Here is a 22,771-nt window from a genome sequence, read left to right as displayed (position 1 = left end):
ACACCAAGCACGGGGTCATTTGTTCGATGACCGATGGCTATGACTGCTATCAGAACGCGATGGCGGAGCGAATAAACGGGATTTTGAAGACGGAGTTTTTGCTGCATCGCCCCAAGAACCTGGCCGACGCGGTGAGAATGGTTGATGAATCGGTGCTGATCTACAACGCGGAGCGGCCACATCTGGCCTTGAAATACAAAACGCCCGATGCAGTGCATCGGGCGTTTTGAGACTGAAACAGGTGTAAACCTATTTCAGGACTAGACATGAAGCCACCAGCCGCCCCGCAACAAAGAGATACCTCGGTGTTTCGGCCTAGGCCACCTGCACATTCTGGGCATTGCTCGACACCCCATGACAACCGCAGCCCAGTCGATGCCCTTGCAGTACGACGGGAATGCCGTTCATACGCCGGCGCGGATGCCCTTCGACGAAGGCAAACTCGCCCAGATGCAGCGGGCATGTAGCCTTGTCGCCCAACACCGCTGGTGTTTTTCCTTTGAGGGTATGCGTGCCTTCGAGCTGGCAGGAGACGACGGTGCCGCCACTGCTGGTGGCATCCTCCAGGCAAATCGGGTTGCTCATGTTCTGGGTACACCGCCGTTAGGGGCGCCGAACCTGAATGGATCGGCACCTCGGTTCTCGTGGTTCTTGGCTTTGCGCGCCTCGTCCGGCGGGCGGATCATTTGCACCGTCAGGCTGCCGTCCGGGCCGGCGTAGACCACCGCGCTGGCTCCGCCGTCCAGGTAGCTGGCAATGGTCGCCAGGTTGATTTCCACCAGGGCCCCGCTGACGCCGGTATTGCCCAGGCGCCGCCCGATGTCGTAACCCTCGTCAACATTGCCCAGTTCGATGCCATGGCCGTCCGTATTCAGGTCGTGCAAGGCATTGGTCAGGGCAATTTCAGCGTCCCGGTTGTCGGTGGTGTCATAAAACACGCGGACCGGCTTCTGCCCTTCGGGCAATGTCTCCACGGCCTGCAACCAGCCTGACTGCAGGGTTTTGGCTTGCAACGCCGGCTTGAGTCGCTGGCCGTGCTTATCCTGCATCGAGACCTTGATCGGCCGGTGCAGATACCCCAGCACCGGCGCGGCGTCGAACTCTTTGACCTGGTGCTGGGCCCAGCGGATGGGTAGCCATGGGGAGGGTTCGAAATAGCCTGGCCCGCGGTTACTTATGGTTTGCCAGAGGGTGGGGAGTTGGGATTGCCAGTAAGCGGTGGACATGGTGCCGGGGGCATCGGGGTTTGCAAAACCCTTGGCACGCTCCGCCTCTTCGTACACATCTCGAAATTCACGGGAATGCTTCCAGTAAAATGCCCACAGCTTGCCCAGGTCAGTGTTTTTGTTTTGGTTGTCCTCAGACTCGTGGGTGGCAAAACGGCGAATGTACCGATCCACCCGATCAGTGCGAGTGACCAGCAGCCCGGTCATGCTTTCGTACACCGTGGGGACGACATGGCCGTTCTGCAACCCAGGGGTGCCAGCCACGCGTAAACCGTTTCGCGTGACGTCGCCGTCCTCGCTCACGATCAAGGCCTGGGGCACTTCGGGGTTGTCATCAAAGAACTGGAACAATCGCTCGATCATGCCTTGGGCATGGGTCGTATTCTCCGCGTCCTGCCACAAAAAGAGCGTGACTCCGAGTGTCGCGGCATTGCGACCGCCGAGGATATTGCTCGCAGCCCCTGTATCTGAAGGTTGCTTGGGCGGCGCGATGGAAAACACCGGGATTGGCCAGTACGCCACTGACTCGCTTGCCGAATGCTTGAACGCCACACGAATGTTGATATCCCTGGTGATTTCCCGAGAGCTCAATGAAGAATCATATTCCTTGGGGTCCCCCGTATAGATTGAAGTGAAGTTGTCGTTCTTTTTCTTAATTTCTCGCCATATCGACGATTGATGCCAATCATCTACCGCCATCCCCACCCCGCGGATTTCCAACGCATAAGTCCGCGTTTGCGTTGCCTGCTGCTCGGTGATTTGCGCCATGACGTTGGCTTTATAGGCGGCAAGTCCTGCTTTTTCACCGGCCACGGCTTTGCCCCACCAGTGAACGCTGAAAATCAGCAGCAAGGGACCCAGGATGGCGGCGATGCCCCAGCGCATTACCGGGTTGATGTCACGAAGTACCACGTTGTTTTCCTGTGCATTGAGGTGGACCAGCCAAACGAAGCCGAACCAAAGGATCAGCAGCACGCTGGCGATCCAGAGATAGGGTTTCAGTTTCGGTAAAGTTCGGGGGCGGTGTTGAGGATCGCTCACAAGGCACCTCCTTTTTTAGCGGTGCCGGCAAGCAGGGTAGGGGGTGTTAGCGATACCAGATCGGAGGGCGGAAATATGCCCTCCTGGTAATACAGGTAACTGGACTTCACTAGCGCCTGAGCCTCAGCACTAAGCCGCGACCACCCCGGCAGTTTATTAACTATCCTGTATTGCACTTCATCCATCTTCCAATCCGCAATCGCCACCAACACCTCGCGCATGGCCGGGTCATCGAGGCACTGCGCCTGGCCAATCGCAATGTCCATCGCCGTGACCCAACGCTGGTTTTCCGGGCTGCGCAGGATCGCCGAGTGGTAGGAGTTGGCGCCCCAGGTCCCCTGGTCATGTTCCATGCGCGCCCGGGCCTCTCGCGGGGTCTCCTCGCGCTCGTGACAAGAGCTGAAACTGGAGCAGGCCGCGCCTTTTCGTACGGCGCGCGTATGGTCCTCCGGATCGTCGGATAGCCCGTTAAAACGAGCTAACGCCTCCTGCTGCGTGGTGTTCGGGGCGTCATACTCGGCGGGCATTTTTATCCACAAAAAGGTCGCGGCGTCTTTGCCCAGCGCAATGCTCTTGGCAACATCATCCGGTTTGTCCAGGCCTGCGGTGGTCGGGCTGCCGATTATCGCTTCGCCACCGAACATCTGCGGCGCATGGGGCGGGTGCAGGGCCTCGGCATTGATCAGGCGTTCCTGCCCCTTGGCTATCGGCGCTTGCGAGGCCACCCCGGTGACAAAGGACGCGCCCGGGTAGCGGTGTTCACCCGGTGCGCGGATGAATTCCGGTTGTGGCGGCTTGCCCACCAGCACCGGATCGCCGTCACGATGACGCTTGGTCCACAGCCGCTGATAAAAGCCCAAAGATTGCAGAGCCATCATCGCCGGTCGGCCATCCGGCGTTGCATCCGGCACACCGTAGGTGCCGATGCCTTGCACGTCGTCCAGGGCCACGGTGGTGTCGTCCGGGCAAAAATACAGGTACACCTTGCCGCGATTGTCGCGTTCGGGGAACACGGTGAGGTGGCCGAGTTTGTCCTGGCGGATCCCTTGCGTCGGTGACCATCGAGGGCCGCTGCGACCGCCATAGGTTTTGGCTTCCCTGAGCGCGGATAACGCTGGCTGGGCATGGGGCGTTTGCGTGACCGCCGTGACGATACCAATCAGGGTGGCGAGGGTGTCATGGTCTTGGGGGGTGACCTTGGGCAGCACGCTGTAAGGCGTGTCCACGAGAATCAGGGTGTCGGCGCAGCGCTGCCCCTTGTCCACCAACAGGGCCTGCGCCAGTAACGCGATCAGGGTGCCTTGGCTATGGCCCATGATGGTGATGGTTTCATCGGGAGAGACGCGGCGAATCTCACTGACCAGCATTGCCAGACGGTGAGCAGCCAGCACAAAGTAATGCCGCAGCGGCGCATTGGCGAAGAGCAGGAAATTGTTCGGCTTGGCAAATTCGACCATGCCGGTTTTCCGGTTGGCCTTGAAGCCCTCGCCATACATCTCTTGCAGGTTGTTGGTGGCATTGACAAAAAAACCACCGGCCTTGGCAAAGTGGCGGTCCAGGCGATTGCCCCGGATATCCTGAAACTGGTTGCGCATCCTGAACGGATCACCGGCGTCATCACGCTTAACGTGTTCCGGTGCGGCGCGATAGCCCCAGTAGAACGGGATCATCAGACTGCGGGTTTTGGGATCGTCCGTGTCGCGCTGATAAAGATAAGTGTCAGGGTCATCGAGTATTTGCTTCTCTTTATCTTTCCACGTTTCCCGAGGCGCTTCCTTGGCCTTGTGGAATTTAGTGCCATACCGCCCCGCCTTCAGATCCGGTCGATCCAGCCGCTCATTCACCCCCTGACACAACCCGGTTTCCACCGACTCATACGACGCCCCGGGGTCATTCACGCCGTGCAGGAAGATCACCACGCCCGGCAGGTCGGCGGGCACTTCCATTTTGCGCTCGGTGTTGCAGTTGGGCATCAGGCGGGTGGTGAGTTGCGCCACGCAGTACATATCTTCGCTGCTCATTGGTCGCCACCGTTCTGCTCTTTGCCACGCAACGCCGATGCTTGCGCCTGATGCATCAGCTCGCGCTCTACCCGCTCCGTCAGTCCGCTTGAGTCCGTCAATCCTTGCACCGTGCTGCCGTCCTCCAGTTTGATTTGGTAAGCATGCCCGGCCGCCAGTCGGGCGCTGTCGTCGCCGTGGCCGGGGTAATGAATGACCAGGCGTTGCGCGGCGGGGTCTCGACCGAACGTAGGCAACGAGGCACTGTCGGTTTTCGGCCCCACCCAGTCATGCTCGCTGGCATGCACAATGGCCTTGCCCTGCGTGCCAATCTCGACCCCGCCACCGATCCTGATGTAGCTGCCGTCATCGGCCACCAGGCGGATGGTGGGGGCGGTGACGAGCACCTCGCCTTCGGCCGCCGACAGGTGCAGGCTCTTTTGCGCGTTGAGCACCATGTCGTCGTCCTGGGCTTGCAGCAGCACCTTGCCGCGATTGGCGATGGCGCTGATGCCCTCGTCCTGGGCGAAGGCGCTGATCCCTTTGCCGGCTTGCAGGCGCATGGCCGCGCCGCTGGTCAACTGCAGGTGATCCTGGGCGGTGGTGTCATGGTTTTCACCGGCGTAATGCACCTGCGAACGTGGCGTGGCGCTGGCGATACCGGCTTGAGCTGCCACCGCGACCACCGGCTCACCCGGACTGTCGCTGGCAGGGGCAGGCCATTGGTTCAAGGACTGGCGCAACGCCTCGATGCCTTGGGGGTCGACTTGCCGGCTGCCACGGGCGGCGGCGGTCTGGCCGAGGGACTGGAACAGCTCGCCGCACTCGGCCAAGAGCTTGAGCAGTTCCTCACGGTCCAGCTGTGAGCCCTGGGCATCGTGGCGAACGTAGGTGGTCAACAACATCCCTTGGGCCGCCCGCAGGGCAATCGCGGCATCGCTGCGTAGTTCAGCGCCCTGACCGCGTGCCTGGGCCTGCCCATCGGTTCGCGGCGTGACGAGCTTGCCCAGATTCAGCGCCGTGGCCTGATGGGTCGTGCCCAGCCGGGCGCGCAGCGCACCGGGTGTATCGTCGAAGAGTAATTCGTTGAAGCCCTTGCCCTGATGTTCCCGGGTCCGGACCCCCGATAAGGTTCGATTGCCCGGCAAGCCCGTGGCGTTACTGAAGTGCGGCGGAAAATGGTCGGCGTTGTAGAGCACCGACGTCACCAGGGGGCGGTCGATGTCGCCGCCGAGGAACGTGACCAGCACTTCCTGACCGATGCGTGGCAAAAACTGATGACCAAAACCGGAGCCAGCACTGGGCATGGCGACCCTGAGCCAGGTCGTGCCTTGGGCAGGGTCCTGCCCCCGCTGCCAATGAAAGCGCACCTGCACGCGCGCCAGCTCGTCGGTAAACACCTCCTCGCCTTCCGGGCCCACCACAATGGCGGTGAGCGGGCCGGAAATCGTCGGTCGCGGCGTCATGATCGGTGGGCGATACGCAATTTTGTGGCGGATGCAGACGAAGTTGTTGTCGTAACTCGCCGGTTGATCCGTCAGGTAGTTGTTGCCGCCTCGATGCTCCACCTTGAGCAGGAGGAAATGGCGATCATCCACGGGATCACCATCGTGATCGAAGTGCTGGGTCAGTTCGAAGGTATAGCCGGGCAGCATGGCGCGACAGTTACTGGCGCCCTCAAACTTCTTGCTCTGTACCTCCAGGGCTTCGAGTCGATGACGCACCAGCGCTTCGCCATCTTCGGGCATCCCGTGGCTGTAGTGACCGGGAAAGTCGTAGATTTCGTAGGCTGGCACCTCACCTTGGGCGTTGAGGCTGGGCATGCTCACCGGCAGCGGATTGCGCGGTTGCCGGTAGTCGAAGGTCTGGATGGCCATCCCGCCGGACTGCAAAACCCGATGGCTGCTCCATTGAGTGATCGAATCGGCGGTCTCGGTGACCGAGGCGCTGTGGTAGCGGATCCGCGGTTGCCGGGCCAGCGCCTCAAGGTTGCGTGAGTGGTCGGTGATGATCAGGCGGTGTTCGTCCTTCGTATGATCGAAGTAGAAAAACAGACCCTCACGCTCCAGCAGGCGCAAGACGAAATCCAGATCGCTCTCGCGGTATTGCGTGATGTAGCTGTGCGACTTGAGCGGCTGCTCCAGACGGAACTCAAACCTGGGCAGCACGCCATAGTTGGCGAACACCGTGCGCAGAATGTCTTCGATGGTTTGCTCTTGAAAGATCCGCGAGTCGAAGCGTCGCGACAGCATCCACAGCCAGGGGCTCAAGGTGGCCGAATAGTAGGCCAGGCCACCGTCACTGCTGTGCAGGCTGAATCGACTGATGTAGCCATGAATGTAACGTGCCTCGCCACTCGCCAACTCAATCTCGAGTGACGCCGGTTGCCCGATCAATGACTTGAGTTCCAGCCGGGCATCCTGACTGAGTAGCGACAACTCGAAACTGAACAGGGTTGACAGACCCTCGGCACCGGAAAATTGCTCGAGCAGCAGTGCTTGCTGGTCTTTGAGCGGGGAGGTGAACCTGATCAGACGCCGGTTCTGTGGCGAGAATATTTTTGTCAGTTCCATTAACAAACTTCCTGCGGCATAAGCAACCCGTAGTCGCCCCAGGACCTGCACGTCCATGCTCCTGGCGAAACCCAAAGGCGGCAATTAAGTCGCTAACGAAACAGCTTGTATGTAGGACGCTTCCTTTTTTAGTGGCGGATTGGTCGACACAGTCGCGATCGGCATAGCGGCTCGTACAAGACCGGCCCGACAGAGCTACCGCTGTACCTGGACAAATGGCCGAAACTGAAAAACGAAAGGGATATCGAGTTCTTTATTGATGCTTATCGCAACGAATCGACGCTCAAGCGCTCGATGTCACTGGATTCGGTGACCGGCAGTGAGTCGGTGTATAGCGTCAACAGGACGAATGCCGATCGATTCCATACGGATCTCAAGTCCAGAATTTTTCGTGGCTTCTGACGTGCAGGTCCATCCTCTTGCCTTGAAAGGCTGGATTTACTCTCGCCCAACATTGTAGGAGCCGGCCTGCTGGCGATGGTCGTTAACGGTAACGCGTGTTGCCTGAATTCACTTGGCGCACTTGAATCCATCGCCAGCAAGCCGGCTCCTACAATGAAGCGACCTCCAAACCAGGACAAAACGCACAAAAAAGCCGACATCGCTGTCGGCTTCTTTGTGGACTACTGCTTGGGCGGTTCACCCGACTTCGGTGCCGGATCATCAAACAGGTTCAGACGCTCTCGCACTTCATGAGCCGGTAACGGCTGCTTGTCCGCGGGCAACGCGTTCGGGTCGACGGGCGTGGCCGGCGCTGCGCCTGGGGCAGCCGAACCTTGCGGCGCCTTGGGTGCCGGTTCCGTCCCTTGCGAGCCTTCGATGGCACGCTGGGCTTTCTTGGTCAGCACCACGATGTCGATTCGGCGGTTGACCGGGTTGAACGGATTCTCGCGGTCAAACAACGCCGACGAGGCATAACCGACCACCCGCGCCACTTGCGCATCCGGATAACTGCCCGCGACCAGCGCACGGCGTGCGGCGTTGGCGCGGTTGGCCGACAGTTCCCAGTTACCGAAATCACCGGTCCCGGTGTACGGCTTGGCATCGGTGTGACCGCTGATACTGATTTTGTTCGGCACCGCTTTGATGGTGTCGGCCATGGCCAGCAGGATGTCTTCGAAATACGGTTTCAAGCGAGCGGAGCCAGAGTCGAACATCGGACGATTTTCCGCATCCATGATCTGGATACGCAGGCCGTCCTGGGTGATCTCGAACAGGATCTGGTCCTTGAATTTCTGCAGCTGAGGATTCTCCTCGACCTTGTTCTGCAACTCTTGCAGCAACAATTCGAGGCGCTCCCTCTCGACCATTTCGGCCATGCCTTCGACCTGTTCGGCGTCGACGGTGACTTTGTCCGGCTGAGGTTGGGACTTCACCTCGGGGTTGAGGGTGTTTTCCGGCGCCAGGGTCGGCGAGCCACCCAGATCGATAATGTAAGGCGTACCGCTTTCGGAAAAGCCGATCGGGTCCTTGAAATAACCGGCGATGGCGATCTTCTGTTCCGGCGTGGCGGTGGACAGCAGCCACAACACCAGGAAGAACGCCATCATCGCCGTGGCAAAGTCGGCGAAGGCGATTTTCCAGGCGCCCCCGTGATGCCCGCCGGCGATGCGCTTGACGCGCTTGATGATTATCGGCTGATTATTTTCCATACAGAGTGCTCTGTCTCACAAATACTGTTCCTTTTTGACGGTGCCTGTTGTCGCCATACGGCGTTGCCGCTCCTCGCCATAGCGGGCTATGACTCGTCGCGGCGCCTTGTCTGGCAACAACAGTCACTCGCCAAAAAAGGAACGTATTTGCGAAACAAAGCACTATCGACCGCGAACCGCTTGTTCCAGCTCGGCGAAGCTTGGACGGTGCGCCGGGTACAGCACCTTGCGCCCGAATTCCACGGCCAGCGATGGCGGCATGCCGGAAGCCGAAGCCACCAGCGAGGCCTTGATGGCTTCGTAGACGTTCAGTTCTTCCTTGGCATCGTGGGCCAGGGAATGGGCCAGCGGACCGAAGAAACCGTAGGCGGCGAGAATACCGAAGAAGGTACCGACCAGGGCCGCACCCACGTGCAGGCCGATGGATTTCTGGTCGCCTTCGCCCAGCGAAGCCATGGTCACCACGATACCCAGTACCGCCGCAACGATACCGAAACCAGGCATGGCGTCGGCGATGCCGTTCACCGCATGGGACGGGTGCTCCAGGTCTTCCTTGAGGCTGTACAACTCCATGTCGAACAGGCCTTCCAGCTCATGGGGCGCCATGTTGCCGGAGGACATGATGCGCAGGTAATCGCAGATGAACGCGGTCATGCGCTCGTCCTTGAGGACCGTTGGGTACTTGGCGAAGATCGGGCTCGCGGCGGCATCTTCGATGTCGCCCTCGATGGCCATCATGCCTTCGCGGCGACTCTTGTTGAGGATCTCGTAGATCAGGCCCAGCACTTCAAGATAGAAGGCGTGGGTGAAACGCGAACTGAACATGCTCAGGGACTTCTTGAGCACGTGCATCGTCATGTAGCCGGGGTTGGCTTGCAGAAATGCGCCGAGGGCTGCACCGCCGATAATCATGACCTCGAAAGGCTGAATCAGGGCGGCAATCTTGCCGTGGGAGAGCACGTATCCGCCGAGCACGCTCGCGAATACGACGATGATGCCGATAATTTTAGCCATAGGTAGGAGATACTTACTGAGTCGGGTTCAAGGTCATATTCGGAAGTTAAAAAATCTCTTCTTCTACTTATCGGCAAAACTGCGCCAGACTATAGCCAGTTCAGGCGAAAAGCCAATTTGACCCACTCCGGGCTTAGGGAATGTTGACGATGATCGCCTTCAATCATGGCTAACGAAACGAACGTTCCAACACCAAAACCGACGACACTTGAAGGCTGGGTCAAGCTTCTCGATGGTGTGCGCCTGCCCGTTCCGCAAGCCAGCCATGACCTTGTGTGCAGGGCCATCAACGATGATCGCCGTTCGCTGCGTGACATTGCCGACCTGATGCAGGACAGCCCGGCCCTGGCCCTGAGCGTGATTCGCGAAGCCAACCGGCATACCCATGGCAGCATGACCGAGCCGGCAGAAAACCTCGAAGTCGCCATCAACCGCCTCGGTTTGAAACGCACCGAAGAACTGCTCGAACGCCTGCCCACCCTGCCGCCATCCGAGATCCCGAAGGCCTTGCGTCAGGTGCAGATGATCAGCCAGCACGCCACGCAACAGGCCAACGGTTTTTTTTCCAGTCGCCTGGCGCGGCTGTGGCAGGACATTCATTGGGGCAGCCTGCTGTTTCTGTCGCCGCTGTGGCCCCTGGCGCTGACGCACCCTAAGTTGCTCGAGGAATGGGAGCTGCGGGTCATCCACAAAGGCGAGTCGGCACCTATCGTCGAGAAACAGCTGTTTGGCGTGCGCCTGCTGGAAATCGGCCAGGCGCTGGTCGAAGTCTGGCGCCTGCCGATCTGGGTCCAGCAGGGCTATCGGCTGTTGCTGACCGAGCAGCGGGAGCTGGTGAAAGTTCTGCGTATCGCCCGTGACAGTGAGCATCCACTGCGCCAGCAAAACCGCCTCGATGACGATCCGACCCTGCGCCGCTGGCTCAATCAGCCGGCCAACACCGTATTGCTGGCCAATGGTCTGGCGCTGTCGGCGCAACACGCCTGGGACAGCCCGCACAGTGAACGCTGGCAATACCTGACCAGTCTCTACCTGCAGATGCCGATGGACGAGGTTCAGCAGCAGCTGCACCAACAGGCCGCCAACAGCGCCCGCCATCACTCGATGCCCGACCTCTGGCATCCCGCCGAATCGCTGATCTGGCCGTGGGGCACGAACCGTGTCCACGCCGGTTTGCTGCCGGCGGCGGCACCCAGCGCCGAAGACCTGGCAAAGTGGCGCAAACAATGCGCCGAACTGCTGGTCGAGCCCAGTCGCTTTACCAATGCCATGCACCTGACCATCGCCGCACGGGATGCCCTGCAGGCTTGCGGCATGCGTCGGGTGATGATCCTGATGGCCGACCGCACCCACGCCAATTTACGGGTCCATCAGACGGCAGGCTTACCAAAAGAAGCGGCCGGACTGAATTTTGTGGTCAGTCAGAGCAACCTGCTGCAACGATTGCTCGCACAGCAGGCCCAAGTGCGCCTGACACCGGTCAACAATGCACAATTTTCAGCCTTATTGCCCAGCAACCTGCGCGCGCATTTCGGCGGTGAACACTTGCTGCTGCGTTCGCTGGTCAATAATGGTCGGGTGATCATGATTGTCGTGGCAGACCAGGGTGGCGGGCCGTTTTCGGAAACCACCGTCCAGGCCTTCGGCAAAACCGCGCAATGCATTGAAAAAGCGCTGCACAGCTTTAGCCACCGTGGCCAATAAGCTGCGTTACAATCCTCCCTTTTGTGCTCTGGAGACCTCACATGTCTGACTTCTCTGGCTTGCCGCTGGTGATCGAACCGAGCGACTTGCTCCCTCGCCTCGACTCCCGCGAACTGATCCTGGTGGACCTGACCAGCAGTGCGCGCTACACCGAAGGGCATATTCCCGGTGCGCGCTTTGTCGACCCCAAGCGTACGCAACTCGGCCAGCCACCCGCGCCGGGCCTGATGCCACCGCACGCGGCGCTGGAAGCCCTGTTTGGTGAGCTGGGGCACAATCGCGATGCGGTCTACGTTGTTTATGACGACGAAGGCGGCGGTTGGGCCGGGCGGTTTATCTGGCTGCTGGATGTCATCGGCCACAGCAAATACCACTATGTCGACGGTGGCCTGACTGCCTGGCTGGCAGAAGGTTTGCCTATGTCGATCCAGGTCCCGGCACCCGTTGGCGGTCCGGTTGCATTGACCCTGCACGACGAACCCACCGCTACCCGCGAATACCTGCAAAGCCGACTCGGCGCCACCGACCTGGCGATCTGGGACGCACGCGGGCCGCTGGAGTATTCCGGCGAGAAAGTCCTCGCAGCAAAGGGCGGGCACATCCCCGGCGCGGTCAATTTCGAATGGACCGCCGGCATGGATCAGGCACGCCAACTGCGCATCCGCACCGACATGCCGCAGATTCTCGAACAGCTCGGGATCAGCAAAGACAAAGAAGTGATTACCCACTGCCAGACTCACCACCGTTCTGGCTTCACCTATCTGGTGGCCAAGGCTCTCGGTTATCCGCGGGTCAAGGGCTACGCCGGCTCTTGGGGCGAATGGGGCAACCACCCCGACACCCCGGTAGAAATTTAAGATTTTTAAGGACCGTTAATGAACAAGCGTCTGTTTATCCTCAGTCAGTACCTGCTGCCCCACAACTTGCTTTCGCGACTGGCCGGCTGCATCGCCGAATGCCGTGTTCGCTGGTTCAAAAATGCCTTCACTGCATGGTTCGCCAAGCGTTATCAGGTGGACATGTCCCAGGCACTGGTCGAAGACCTGACTGCCTACGAGCACTTCAATGCGTTTTTCACCCGCGCCTTGAAAGACGGTGCGCGCCCACTGGACGAAACACCGGGCGCAATCCTCAGCCCGGCCGATGGCGCCATCAGCCAACTGGGCCCGATCGAACACGGTCGCGTGTTCCAGGCCAAGGGCCACAGCTTCAGCGTGCTGGAACTGCTGGGTGGCGATACCGCCAATGCTGCGCCGTTCATGGGCGGTGATTTCGCGACTATCTACCTGTCGCCGAAGGACTACCATCGCGTGCACATGCCGCTGGCCGGCACCCTGCGCGAGATGGTCTACATCCCTGGCCGCCTGTTCTCGGTCAACCAGACCACGGCTGAAAACGTCCCGGAACTGTTCGCCCGCAACGAGCGCGTGGCGTGCATTTTCGACACCGAGCGCGGGCCGATGGCCGTGGTGCTGGTGGGTGCGATGATCGTTGCCTCGATCGAAACCGTGTGGGCCGGCCTGGTGACGCCGCCGAAGCGCGAGCTGAAAACCTTCCGCTACGACGAAGCCGCCCGCGCGCCGATCCATTTGGAAAAGGGTGCAGAGCTGGGTCGTTTCAAGTTGGGTTCAACCGCTGTCGTACTGTTCGGGCCGGATCAAGTGAAGTGGGCTGAAGACATGACCGCTGGCACTGCGGTGCAGATGGGCCAAGGCATGGGCTCGCCAAAAGCATAAACCCATGCGCTAAACCTGTAGGAGCCGGCTTGCTGGCGATGGGGCCATTGAGGACGCCATCGCCAGCAAGCCGGCTCCTACAGTGGATTTACGTGTTACAGCTGGCCGTCGCGATCGCGGAAGCCCAGCAGATACAGCACGCCATCCAGCCCAAGGGTGGAGATCGCCTGTTTCGCCGACTGCTTGACCAGCGGCTTGGCACGGAACGCCACACCCAACCCGGCAATCGCCAGCATCGGCAGATCGTTCGCACCGTCACCGACCGCAATGGTCTGCTCCAGACGCAACCCTTCCTTGTGTGCCAGTTCTTTCAGCAAATCAGCTTTACGCTGCGCATCGACAATCGGCTCAATGGCGACACCGGTGACTTTGCCGTCGACCACTTCCAGTTCGTTGGCGAACACATAGTCGATCCCCAGCTTGGCCTGCAATTGCTTGGCGAAGTAGGTGAAGCCGCCCGACAAGATCGCTGTTTTGTAACCCAGGCGCTTGAGTTCGGCGAACAGGGTTTCGGCACCTTCGGTCAGGCGCAACGAGGCACCGATAGAGTCGAGCACATTGACGTCCAGCCCTTTGAGCAAGGCCAGGCGCTCTTTGAAGCTGGCGCGGAAGTCCAGTTCACCGGCCATCGCCCGTTCGGTGATTTCCGAGACCTTGTCGCCGACACCTGCCGCTTTGGCCAGTTCATCGATGACTTCGGCTTCGATCAGGGTCGAATCCATGTCGAACACCGCCAGACGACGGTTACGACGGAACAGCGAATCCTCCTGGAAGGCGATGTCGACGTTCAATTCTTGAGCAACGCTGAGGAATTCGGCCCGCAACGCCTGCGGGTCAGCCGCTTCGCCACGCACGGAAAACTCGATGCAGCCCTTGCCCTTGTCGGCCGGCGTGTCCAGCGGCATGCGCCCGGACAGACGATCGATGTGGTCGATGTTCAGGCCATATTTGGCGGTGATCGAACTCACGGCCTGCAACTGACCGGCCGTTACCTTGCGGGTCAACAGGGTCACGATGTGGCGTTTTTTGCCCTGATTGCCGACCCACTGCTGGTAATCCTCTTCGGACACCGGCGTGAAACGCACCTGTTGGTCGAGCTCATAGCCTTTGAACAGGATGTCCTTGAGCACGGACTTGCCTTGTTCGGTGTCGGGAATTTCGACCAGGATGCCGAACGACAAGGTGTCGTGGATCACCGCCTGACCGATGTCGAGAATGTTCACACCACCCTGGGCCAGAACGCCGGTAATGGCCGCAGTCAGACCCGGACGGTCGACTCCCGTGATGTTTATCAGGACGATTTCGCGCAAGGCGCACCCCCGCAGGTGGAAAAAAACCGCATTCTACCCACTTTCAGTGACCATCGGGCACCGTGAGCGCTTTGACGGCCTAGGGCCTGTCGCTATACTGCGCGTCAACTTCACGGACAAAGAGCCGAGCTCAAGTGAACCGGCCTACGCCAGTAAAAACCGATAACTTCTTTCTGCTGATCTTCCGGGCACTGCGCCATCGCCGTGTACCGATTGCATTACGCATTGCCAGCCATAACGTGATCCTGGTCGCCCTGGCCCTGGTCATCTATGCCGGTGTGATGGGTTTGCAGTTCAAGCAGGCCATGCACGAGCAGGCGGATGCGCTGGGCGAAAGCCTGACGACGCAGACGGCCACCTCGGCCACCGAGCTGTTGGTGTCCAATGACATCCTCAGCCTCAACGTGCTGCTCAACAACCTGACCAAGAACAAGCTGGTGGCCCACGCTGCCATCTACAGCATGGATAACCGCATCCTCGCCGAAGCCGGTCAGCGTCCAAAACATGGCCTGCTGGGCGAAGCCGAGGGCATCTACCAGAGCAAGATCACCTTCCAGGACGTGACCGCCGGGCAACTGCGCATCAGCCTGGACATGGATCAGTTCCAGCAGCCGATGACCATCAGCCTGCAAAGCATGGGCATTCTGAGCGCGATCCTGCTGGCCTTGTCCCTGGCCTTGAGCCTGCGCATGGGCCGCTACCTCTCCACGCCGCTGCTGCAACTGCGGGTATGGCTGCGCAATATCGATGAACACACCCCGGCCACCGAACGTAATGACGAGATCGGTGACCTGGCGCGCCAGCTGCACGCCAGTTTCGCACCGGAACCCGCCGAGCCGGAACCTGAACCCGAGCTTGATGACGGCGATTACGACGATGCCGAGCCCGAGTTCGAAGTGCGTAACCTGCGCGATCCGAGCTTCGATGAAAGCCGTCCGATGGCCGCGATGAAGGCTGCGCCACGACGCGTTGTCAGCACCGTTGAAGACGATGACGACGATGCCTTTGCCGACTTGCTCGATGATTCGCCAGACAGCGCAGCAAAACCTGTCGCCAAACCCGCGGCATCCAACGTGCCGCAGCACAGCGCCGTACTGGCCGTGCAACTGGGCTCCCAGGAACAACTGCGACGCTTGCCGCGCACTCGACTGGAAGAACTGCTCAAACGCTACCGTGACTGCCTGGACCAGGCCGCTTCGCTGTATCAAGGCGAAGTGCAGACCTTGAACGACGGCAGCACCTTGATGCTGTTCCACACCGAAGACAGCGGCGACGACTACCTGACCAACGCGATCTGCTGCGGCGAGCTATTGCGCGCACTGGGCCATCAGTTGCAGATCGAAGTCGCCGACAGCGGCATCACCCTGCAATTGCAGCTGGGCTTGACCCTCGGCGACGAACTGTTCGGCCTGAGCCAGATCGACCTGCTGCTGACCGACCCCGCTCAGGACGCACTGGCCCTGTCTCAGCACAGCCGCAACCTGTTGCTGGTTGAGCGCAAGATCAGTGATGACGCGCTGATCCGCCAGCGTGCACGGATCCGCCCGATTGCCAGCCCTGAGGGCGCCTGCTGCGTGGAGCGCTTGATGGAGCCTTATCCGTCGATGCTGGAGCGGCAACTGGCGCGGATGCATGAGCGTCGGGCGTAAGCCGCAGGAGCTGCCGAAGGCTGCGATTTAGCCTTTTAAACATTGAAGCCCGCAGATGAGCGATCACCTGCGGGCTTTTTTGTTGCCTGTGCCGGCCTCATCGCTGGCAAGCCAGCTCCTGCAGGTGTACGCATTCCTCGTAGGAGCTGGCTTGCCAGCGATGAGGCCAGGACAGGCACTAGAGCGCTCCATCCCGCAGAAACAACAAAGCCCGCACAAGGCGGGCTTTGGTTTGACTCGATCCAGTCTTAGAAGCGGAACACTTCCATATCGGTCCGGATCGGCGAAGCCATCGGGATTTTCGGCTGTTTTTCCTGCCCTGCTGCTGGCGTAGCAGGCTTGGCGGCTGCTTTACGCGGCGCTTCGGCGATCGGTGGCTGGTTGGCCAGCGGCTTGAGCGCCGTCGACAGCTGTTCGGCCAGTTTCTGCAACAACACACCCTGAGCGTGAACCTGTGCGGCCGTGGTACCGGCGTGCTGTTCCTGCAGATGAATGATGCGGTTGTCACGCACCTGTCCACGTCGGTCGATCAGGCGCCATTGCGCATCAAGGATCGCCGGCTGCTTTTCACCCGAGTCCAGGCGCGTGATGGTCAGCAATACTTGAACATCCGGGGTGAAGCCAGCGGTTGCCGGGGCCAACACCACGCGTTGGCTGTCCAGATTACCGGCGACCCGACGCAACAACAGCTGATCAATGTCCGAAGACAGGCTGCCCGCCCAACGACCGTCGGTCGCGGCTTGCAGGCTGCCATCTGGCTGACGCTGCAACAGGGTTTCGCGTTGCAGATAGTCGGCCACGGTGACCGGGCCCAACAAAACAGCCATGCCTGCGCTTTGCGCAGGCTGAACCGGACTTCCGCTGTCCAGTTGATACAGCGACACCGGCTGGTGAACGCTGCAGCCCGTCAGGCCAAAAAAGCCGGCGAGCATCAGAAAAAAAGGAAGGCGCAGAGCAGTCATCGTCCCATCCAGGTGATCGCCACAAGGCTGATCACAGTGAAAATACTCAATAAATATGAAGAACGCGCGGCCACGCCGGCGCTTGAAAGGGCATATCATCCGTGAATATGCGCTCCGACTCCAGCGCGAAAGCGCCGATCTACGCGTTAAATCGTAGACCTGGCGCTCTAGGACGCTTAATTGAGGTTTTCGACGAGCAGCGCATCTACCCTCTGGAAGCCCCGCGGCAGCTTGTTACCCCGACGCCCACGCTCACCTTTGTAGTGTTCGAGGTCGTCCGCCTTCAAGGACAAGGTACGTTTCCCGGCCTGCAACACCAGCGTTGCACCGTCCGGGATCACGGCGATGTCCGTCACATACTCTTCGCGACTGGCCACGCGCTCACCGGAAATCCCGATGATCTTGTTGCCTTTGCCCTTACCTAATTGTGGCAGGTCGCTGATCTTGAAGATCAGCAGGCGACCTTCGGTCGTCACCGAGGCGAGCCAGTTCTGCTCGCGGTCGGCCACCGGACGCGGCAGGATCACTTTGGCGTTGTTCGGCAGGCTCAACAGCGCCTTGCCCGCCTTGTTCTTGGCTTGCAGGTCTTCACCCTTGACCACGAAACCGTAACCGGCGTCGGATGCGATCACGTACAGCGCATCGTCCTCGGGCATCAACACGCACTCGAACGTCGCACCTGGCGGCGGCGTCAAGCGACCGGTCAGCGGTTCGCCCTGGCCACGGGCCGACGGCAAGGTGTGCGCGGCCACCGAATAACTGCGCCCGGTGGAGTCGATAAACACCGCAAACTGGTTGGAACGCCCGGCCGCCAGGGCCTTGAAGCCGTCCCCTGCCTTGTAGGAAAGCCCGGTGGCGTCGATTTCATGCCCTTTGGCAGAGCGAATCCAGCCTTTTTCCGACAGCACGACGGTGACTTTTTCGTTCGGCAGCAGATCGTGCTCGGTCAGGGCCTTGGCCTCTGTACGCTCGACGATAGGCGAACGACGGTCATCGCCGTAGGTTTCAGCGTCCTTGATCAGCTCGCTACGCACCAGTTTCTTCAGTTTGGCTTCGCTGCTCAGCAGGGCTTGCAGCTTGGCTTGTTCCTTGAGCAGTTCATCCTGTTCGGCGCGCAGCTTCATTTCTTCCAGTCGCGCCAACTGACGCAGACGGGTGTCGAGGATGTAGTCGGCCTGGATTTCGCTCAGGGCGAAACGCGCGATCAGCGCAGCTTTCGGATGCTCCTCGGTACGAATGATGTGAATCACTTCATCCAGGTTGAGGTAAGCGATCAACAAGCCGTCCAACAGGTGCAGACGACGCTCGACCTTGTCGAGGCGGAATTGCAGGCGACGACGAACGGTCTGAACCCGGAATTCCAGCCATTCGACCAGCAACGCACGCAGGTTTTTCAGCTGCGGCTTGCCATCCAGGCCGATGATGTTGACGTTGACCCGGTAGCTCGACTCCAGCTCGGTGCTGGCGAACAGGTGCTGCATCAGCGCGTCGTGGTCAAAATTCTTGCGGGCGCCCGGAATGATCACGATCCGGCATGGGTTCTCGTGGTCGGATTCGTCGCGCAGGTCGGCGATTTGCGGGGCCTTGGACGGCTTGGCCTGCATCATTGCCGCGATCTGTTCCAGCACCTTGGCGCCCGAAACCTGATGCGGTAGCGCGGTAACGATGATGTCGCCGTCTTCGATGTGATACACGGCGCGCATGCGCACCGAGCCCTTGCCGGTTTCATACATTTTCAGCAGATCGGCGCGCGGGGTGATGATTTCCGCTTCGGTCGGGTAATCCGGGCCCTGAATGTGTTCACAGAGCTGTTCGACCGTGGCTTTTGGCTCATCGAGCAAACGCACGCACGCCGTGGCGACTTCGCGCAGGTTGTGTGGCGGCACGTCGGTGGCCATGCCCACGGCGATACCGGTGGTGCCGTTGAGCAGGATATTCGGCAAACGTGCCGGCAACACCAATGGCTCGTCGAGCGTACCGTCGAAGTTCGGCCCCCAGTCCGCCGTGCCCTGGCCCAACTCGCTGAGCAGCACTTCGGAATAGCGCGACAGCCGCGCTTCGGTGTAACGCATGGCGGCGAAAGACTTGGGATCGTCCGGCGCACCCCAGTTACCCTGGCCGTCGACCAGCGTGTAGCGGTAGCTGAACGGCTGGGCCATCAGCACCATCGCTTCGTAGCAGGCCGAGTCGCCGTGGGGGTGAAACTTGCCGAGCACGTCACCGACGGTACGCGCCGATTTTTTGTGCTTGGAATCAGCGTCCAGCCCCAACTCGCTCATCGCATAAATGATGCGGCGCTGTACCGGTTTCAGGCCGTCGCCGATATGCGGCAAGGCTCGGTCCATGATCACGTACATGGAGTAGTTGAGGTAGGCATTTTCGGTGAAGTCAGCCAGTGACCGGCGTTCTACACCGTCCAGGCTGAGATCAAGGGAGTCGCTCATGCGGGCCTCATCGGTTCGTTGTCTGGCGCAACAGCATGGTGCCACCGCGCTGGGTAAATTCAAGTTTGTTCAGTGCGCTCATGCCGAGCAACACCTGATCGCCATGCAGCCCCGGCGCCACCAGTGCGCGCACATCGCGCAGCACAATGTCACCCAGTTGCAGGCGTTCGATACGGGTGCGATAGCCCTGGCTCAGGCCATTGGCCGTGCTCAGGGTTACCCCAAAACCTTCTTCCAGCTTCAATCGTTTGGCCAGGTCCGCCGGAATCGACACATCGGTCGCGCCGGTGTCGAGCATGAACTCCACTGGCTGGCCGTTGATCTGGCCGCTGGCGACGAAATGCCCCTGCACGTTGCTGACCAGTTTCACTTCTACGAAACCCGCGCCCTGCTCCGAGCTGACCACCACGTTCGGGTTTTGCTGACGCGCTTCCCACTGGCCGAAAAATCGCGTGGCCAGAAACAACCCAGCGCACCACGCCAAAATCATCAACACCCGACCGGCGCGCCGCCCCGGCGTTTGCTGACTCATGGCTTGGCGCTCCAGCCACCGTCCGGCGCGGCAAAGCGCCAGACGACCGGCCGTCCCTCGCCATCGGCGCGGTCACCATTGTTGTTATCGACACCGATCCAGGCGCCATCGGCCTCCACGATCAGCCCCTCTTCAAGTCCATAGTTCTGTGGGTAACGGCGTTCTTTGCGCAGTAACTCGGCGGCGTACGACCAGCAGCGCTCGACCTTGGCCGTCTGCGCATCACGGCGACAGATCTGGTAGGCATTGCGCTCAAGCGTGAACAGTTTGCCGTTGAACAGCGAAACATCGGCAAAATCCCGGGAAACCGCTCTGGCGTTTGGGAATTGCTCCGGCTGCATTTCCACACCGCCTTCACTCAACAGCACGCAGCCCCCATCGCAGTCCCAGACCGTTTGCTGACGCTTGATCAGCAACAAACCGCGGCGTTCGCGCTCGGCCGCCAGCCACAATTGATCACCGGCCGGATTGATCGCAATCCCTTCGAACAAGGCATTAAAGTTCAGTAACAGACCACTGGCCCGCGCTTCGCGCACCATCAGAGGCGAAATCTTCAACCAGGTTGCAGGCCCGACGAGCGGTATTTGCAGCACCGCGGCATGACCTTCGCTGACCACGTAGCGATTGCCCACGCTGTCGCACGTGATGCCCTCGAAATCCAGATCGCCGCCACGTATGAACGACGCTCCCCAGACGCGGGACTTCAGTCCCCACGGCAAACCGCTTTCAGGCACCGTCGGCATATCGATAGCCACGGCTTCGGCCTTCCAGACGCTCTCGCGAGTATCGAGACGGTAAATCTGATCGTCATCGCGATCGGACACCGTCCACAATTCATCGCCACAACGGGCCAGCCCCGAGAGGTTGCCGCCGCGCATGCCATCGACGACATGCCCGGACAACAGGCGCAACTCCGGTGCCGGCTCGGCAGACACCGTGTTCGAGGTCAGCAGCAATGCACAGGCCAGGGCAAAGCCCAGACGCATCAGCCCAGCACCTCGGCGAGGTTGCCCTTGGATTCGAGCCAGCTCTTGCGGTCGCCGGCGCGTTTCTTCGCCAGCAGCATGTCCATCATTTCCGAGGTCGCTTCGAAATCATCCAGCGTCAGTTGCACCAGGCGCCGGGTGTTTGGATCCATGGTGGTTTCACGCAGTTGCGGCGGGTTCATTTCACCCAGGCCTTTGAATCGGGTGACCTGCGGCTTGCCGCGTTTCTTCTCGGCCACCAGTCGGTCGAGGATGCCGTCGCGCTCGGCTTCGTCGAGGGCGTAATAGATCTCTTTGCCCAAGTCGATGCGGTACAGCGGCGGCATGGCGACGTAGACGTGACCGGCATCCACCAGCGCGCGGAAATGCTGGACGAACAACGCACACAGCAACGTGGCGATGTGCAGACCGTCGGAGTCGGCGTCGGCGAGGATGCAGATCTTGCCGTAGCGCAGCTGGCTGATGTCCGCCGCGCCCGGGTCGACACCGATGGCCACGGCGATGTTGTGCACTTCCTGGCTGGCCAGTACTTCGCTGCCGTCAACTTCCCAGGTGTTCAGGATCTTGCCGCGCAACGGCAGGATCGCCTGAAACTCTTTGTCCCGCGCCTGCTTGGCCGAACCGCCGGCGGAGTCACCTTCCACCAGGAACAGCTCGGAACGCATCGGGTCCTGCCCGGCGCAGTCAGCCAGTTTGCCCGGCAGCGCCGGCCCTTGGGTGACGCGTTTGCGCTCGACCTTCTTGCTGGCCTTCAGGCGACGGCCGGCGTTGTTGATCGCCAGTTCCGCCAGGAGCATCCCGGTTTCAGGGTTGGTGTTGAGCCACAGGCTGAACGCATCCTTGACCACACCGGAGACGAACGCCGCCGCTTCACGGGACGACAGGCGCTCTTTGGTCTGGCCGGAGAATTGCGGTTCCTGCATCTTCATCGACAGGACGAAGGCGATGCGCTCCCAGACGTCTTCCGGCGCCAGCTTCACGCCCCGCGGCAGCAGACTGCGGAACTCGCAGAATTCGCGCATGGCGTCGAGCAGGCCTTGGCGCAGGCCGTTGACGTGAGTACCGCCCTGGGCGGTCGGGATCAGGTTGACGTAGCTTTCCTGCACCGCGTCGCCGCCTTCCGGCAACCACAGCAGCGCCCAGTCCACGGCTTCCTTGTTACCTGCAAAAGCACCGCAGAACGGTTCGTCCGGCAGGCGCTCGAATTCGGTGACCGCGTCGACCAGATAGGAGCGCAGGCCGTCTTCGTAATGCCATTCGACTTTCTCGCCGGTGGCCTTGTCTTCAAAACTGACCAGCAACCCCGGGCACAGAACGGCCTTGGCCTTGAGCACGTGCTTGAGGCGACTGATGGAGAATTTCGGTGAATCGAAGTATTTCGGGTCCGGCGCGAAGAACACGCTGGTCCCGGTGTTGCGCTTGCCGACGGTGCCGACGATTTCCAGCTCGGTGGCCTTGTAGCCATCGGCAAAGGTCATCTGGTATTCGTTGCCGTCACGCTTGACGCGTACCCGGACTTCGGTCGACAAGGCGTTGACCACCGAAATACCTACCCCGTGCAAACCGCCGGAGAACTGGTAGTTCTTGTTGGAAAACTTGCCGCCCGCGTGGAGTTTGGTGAGGATCAGCTCTACGCCCGAAACACCTTCTTCGGGGTGAATGTCCACCGGCATGCCGCGACCATCGTCGCTGACTTCCAGGGAGTGGTCGGCATGCAGAATGACCTGTACCGATTTGGCATGCCCGGCCAAGGCTTCGTCGACGCTGTTGTCGATGACTTCCTGGGCAAGGTGGTTCGGCCGACTGGTGTCGGTGTACATGCCGGGGCGTTTGCGCACCGGGTCGAGGCCCGAGAGGACTTCGATGGCGTCTGCGTTATAAGAGCTAGCGCTGGGAGTGGCCATGGGGTCTCGTCGTCAGTGTTCAGTGAAAAAGGAAATCT

Annotated in this window: 17 protein-coding genes and 1 pseudogene; 6 read left to right on the top strand and 12 right to left on the bottom strand. The window is 60.4% G+C overall.

Features of this window, described 5'->3' with window-relative positions:
* On the top strand, positions 1-230 hold a 230-nt coding region (locus CKW15_RS17600), incomplete at its 5' end, for an integrase core domain-containing protein (protein ID WP_143498415.1).
* Between the two features lie 85 nt (positions 231-315).
* Here the strand turns inward: CKW15_RS17600 and CKW15_RS17595 are convergent.
* The 4 genes from CKW15_RS17595 to CKW15_RS17580 are packed head-to-tail and all read right to left on the bottom strand — an operon-like array spanning position 316 to position 6,840.
* Positions 316-585, bottom strand: a complete 270-nt coding sequence (locus tag CKW15_RS17595) for a PAAR domain-containing protein (protein WP_095152505.1) — start codon at positions 583-585, stop codon at positions 316-318.
* Positions 582-2,267 (bottom strand): DUF2875 family protein, encoded by a 1,686-nt coding sequence (locus CKW15_RS17590; RefSeq protein WP_095152504.1) that lies wholly within the window; start codon positions 2,265-2,267, stop codon positions 582-584. Before CKW15_RS17590 ends, CKW15_RS17595 begins: the two co-directional genes overlap by 4 nt.
* Complete coding sequence (locus CKW15_RS17585; RefSeq protein ID WP_095152503.1) at positions 2,264-4,288, bottom strand: DUF3274 domain-containing protein; 2,025 nt, start codon at positions 4,286-4,288, stop codon at positions 2,264-2,266. The genes CKW15_RS17590 and CKW15_RS17585 overlap by 4 nt, the downstream gene beginning before the upstream one ends.
* On the bottom strand, positions 4,285-6,840 hold the full coding sequence (locus CKW15_RS17580) for a type VI secretion system Vgr family protein (RefSeq protein ID WP_371856302.1): 2,556 nt from the start codon (positions 6,838-6,840) through the stop codon (positions 4,285-4,287). Before CKW15_RS17580 ends, CKW15_RS17585 begins: the two co-directional genes overlap by 4 nt.
* A gap of 156 nt (positions 6,841-6,996) precedes the next feature.
* Between CKW15_RS17580 and CKW15_RS29110 the strand changes: the two are divergent.
* A pseudogene (locus tag CKW15_RS29110) lies at positions 6,997-7,242 on the top strand (molecular chaperone Tir); the annotation flags it as partial.
* A 221-nt stretch (positions 7,243-7,463) separates the two neighbouring features.
* Here CKW15_RS29110 and motB read toward each other — a convergent pair.
* Positions 7,464-8,492 (bottom strand): flagellar motor protein MotB, encoded by a 1,029-nt coding sequence (gene motB, locus CKW15_RS17565; RefSeq protein WP_095152501.1) that lies wholly within the window; start codon positions 8,490-8,492, stop codon positions 7,464-7,466.
* Between the two features lie 162 nt (positions 8,493-8,654).
* Positions 8,655-9,506, bottom strand: coding sequence for a flagellar motor stator protein MotA (gene motA / locus CKW15_RS17555; RefSeq protein WP_095056381.1), 852 nt, complete (start codon positions 9,504-9,506; stop codon positions 8,655-8,657).
* A 165-nt stretch (positions 9,507-9,671) separates the two neighbouring features.
* On the opposite strand from motA, the gene CKW15_RS17550 reads away from it, so the two are divergent.
* From CKW15_RS17550 to asd, 3 genes are read left to right on the top strand one after another with little or no spacing between them, the layout of a single operon-like run.
* Positions 9,672-11,210, top strand: coding sequence for an HDOD domain-containing protein (locus CKW15_RS17550; protein ID WP_095152500.1), 1,539 nt, complete (start codon positions 9,672-9,674; stop codon positions 11,208-11,210).
* Between the two features lie 41 nt (positions 11,211-11,251).
* A complete protein-coding gene (locus CKW15_RS17545; protein WP_095152499.1) occupies positions 11,252-12,067 on the top strand; it encodes a rhodanese-like domain-containing protein in 816 nt (271 codons plus the stop codon).
* 18 nt (positions 12,068-12,085) lie between these two features.
* Positions 12,086-12,946 carry an archaetidylserine decarboxylase gene (asd, locus tag CKW15_RS17540; protein WP_095056384.1) on the top strand — a complete coding sequence of 287 codons (861 nt, stop codon included), beginning with the start codon at positions 12,086-12,088 and terminating at the stop codon, positions 12,944-12,946.
* A 95-nt stretch (positions 12,947-13,041) separates the two neighbouring features.
* Here the strand turns inward: asd and serB are convergent, their stop codons facing one another.
* Complete coding sequence (gene serB / locus CKW15_RS17535; protein ID WP_095056385.1) at positions 13,042-14,256, bottom strand: phosphoserine phosphatase SerB; 1,215 nt, start codon at positions 14,254-14,256, stop codon at positions 13,042-13,044.
* Between the two features lie 134 nt (positions 14,257-14,390).
* Here serB and CKW15_RS17530 point away from each other — a divergent pair, with 134 nt between their 5' ends.
* A complete protein-coding gene (locus CKW15_RS17530) occupies positions 14,391-15,905 on the top strand; it encodes an AhpA/YtjB family protein (protein WP_095152498.1) in 1,515 nt (504 codons plus the stop codon).
* Between the two features lie 248 nt (positions 15,906-16,153).
* Here CKW15_RS17530 and CKW15_RS17525 read toward each other — a convergent pair whose 3' ends face one another.
* The 5 genes from CKW15_RS17525 to parE form a co-directional block, all read right to left on the bottom strand.
* Positions 16,154-16,867: a membrane integrity-associated transporter subunit PqiC gene (locus tag CKW15_RS17525; protein ID WP_095056387.1), complete on the bottom strand. Its 714-nt coding sequence runs from the start codon at positions 16,865-16,867 to the stop codon at positions 16,154-16,156.
* 176 nt (positions 16,868-17,043) lie between these two features.
* Positions 17,044-19,311 (bottom strand): DNA topoisomerase IV subunit A, encoded by a 2,268-nt coding sequence (gene parC, locus CKW15_RS17520; RefSeq protein WP_095056388.1) that lies wholly within the window; start codon positions 19,309-19,311, stop codon positions 17,044-17,046.
* Between the two features lie 7 nt (positions 19,312-19,318).
* Positions 19,319-19,843, bottom strand: coding sequence for a TIGR02281 family clan AA aspartic protease (locus CKW15_RS17515; protein WP_095056389.1), 525 nt, complete (start codon positions 19,841-19,843; stop codon positions 19,319-19,321).
* Positions 19,840-20,829, bottom strand: coding sequence for an esterase-like activity of phytase family protein (locus CKW15_RS17510; protein ID WP_095152497.1), 990 nt, complete (start codon positions 20,827-20,829; stop codon positions 19,840-19,842). Before CKW15_RS17510 ends, CKW15_RS17515 begins: the two co-directional genes overlap by 4 nt.
* Positions 20,829-22,733, bottom strand: coding sequence for a DNA topoisomerase IV subunit B (gene parE, locus CKW15_RS17505; RefSeq protein WP_095152496.1), 1,905 nt, complete (start codon positions 22,731-22,733; stop codon positions 20,829-20,831). The genes CKW15_RS17510 and parE overlap by 1 nt, the downstream gene beginning before the upstream one ends.
* Positions 22,734-22,771: the final 38 nt, after the last annotated feature.

It is taken from the genome of Pseudomonas sp. Irchel s3b5, from assembly GCF_900187435.1.
Classification (GTDB): Bacteria; Pseudomonadota; Gammaproteobacteria; order Pseudomonadales; family Pseudomonadaceae; genus Aquipseudomonas.
This window is presented reverse-complemented; position numbering and strand designations above follow the sequence as displayed.

Bases quoted from the DNA above. Each gene is read 5' to 3' on its own strand.
- CKW15_RS17595 (WP_095152505.1), bottom strand. From the start codon at position 585: ATGAGCAACCCGATTTGCCTGGAGGATGCCACCAGCAGTGGCGGCACC.
- CKW15_RS17585 (WP_095152503.1), bottom strand. From the start codon at position 4,288: ATGAGCAGCGAAGATATGTACTGCGTGGCGCAACTCACCACCCGCCTG.
- CKW15_RS17580 (WP_371856302.1), bottom strand. From the start codon at position 6,840: ATGGAACTGACAAAAATATTCTCGCCACAGAACCGGCGTCTGATCAGG.
- motB (WP_095152501.1), bottom strand. From the start codon at position 8,492: ATGGAAAATAATCAGCCGATAATCATCAAGCGCGTCAAGCGCATCGCC.
- motA (WP_095056381.1), bottom strand. From the start codon at position 9,506: ATGGCTAAAATTATCGGCATCATCGTCGTATTCGCGAGCGTGCTCGGC.
- CKW15_RS17550 (WP_095152500.1), top strand. From the start codon at position 9,672: ATGGCTAACGAAACGAACGTTCCAACACCAAAACCGACGACACTTGAA.
- CKW15_RS17545 (WP_095152499.1), top strand. From the start codon at position 11,252: ATGTCTGACTTCTCTGGCTTGCCGCTGGTGATCGAACCGAGCGACTTG.
- asd (WP_095056384.1), top strand. From the start codon at position 12,086: ATGAACAAGCGTCTGTTTATCCTCAGTCAGTACCTGCTGCCCCACAAC.
- CKW15_RS17525 (WP_095056387.1), bottom strand. From the start codon at position 16,867: ATGACTGCTCTGCGCCTTCCTTTTTTTCTGATGCTCGCCGGCTTTTTT.
- parC (WP_095056388.1), bottom strand. From the start codon at position 19,311: ATGAGCGACTCCCTTGATCTCAGCCTGGACGGTGTAGAACGCCGGTCA.
- CKW15_RS17515 (WP_095056389.1), bottom strand. From the start codon at position 19,843: ATGAGTCAGCAAACGCCGGGGCGGCGCGCCGGTCGGGTGTTGATGATT.
- CKW15_RS17510 (WP_095152497.1), bottom strand. From the start codon at position 20,829: ATGCGTCTGGGCTTTGCCCTGGCCTGTGCATTGCTGCTGACCTCGAAC.
- parE (WP_095152496.1), bottom strand. From the start codon at position 22,733: ATGGCCACTCCCAGCGCTAGCTCTTATAACGCAGACGCCATCGAAGTC.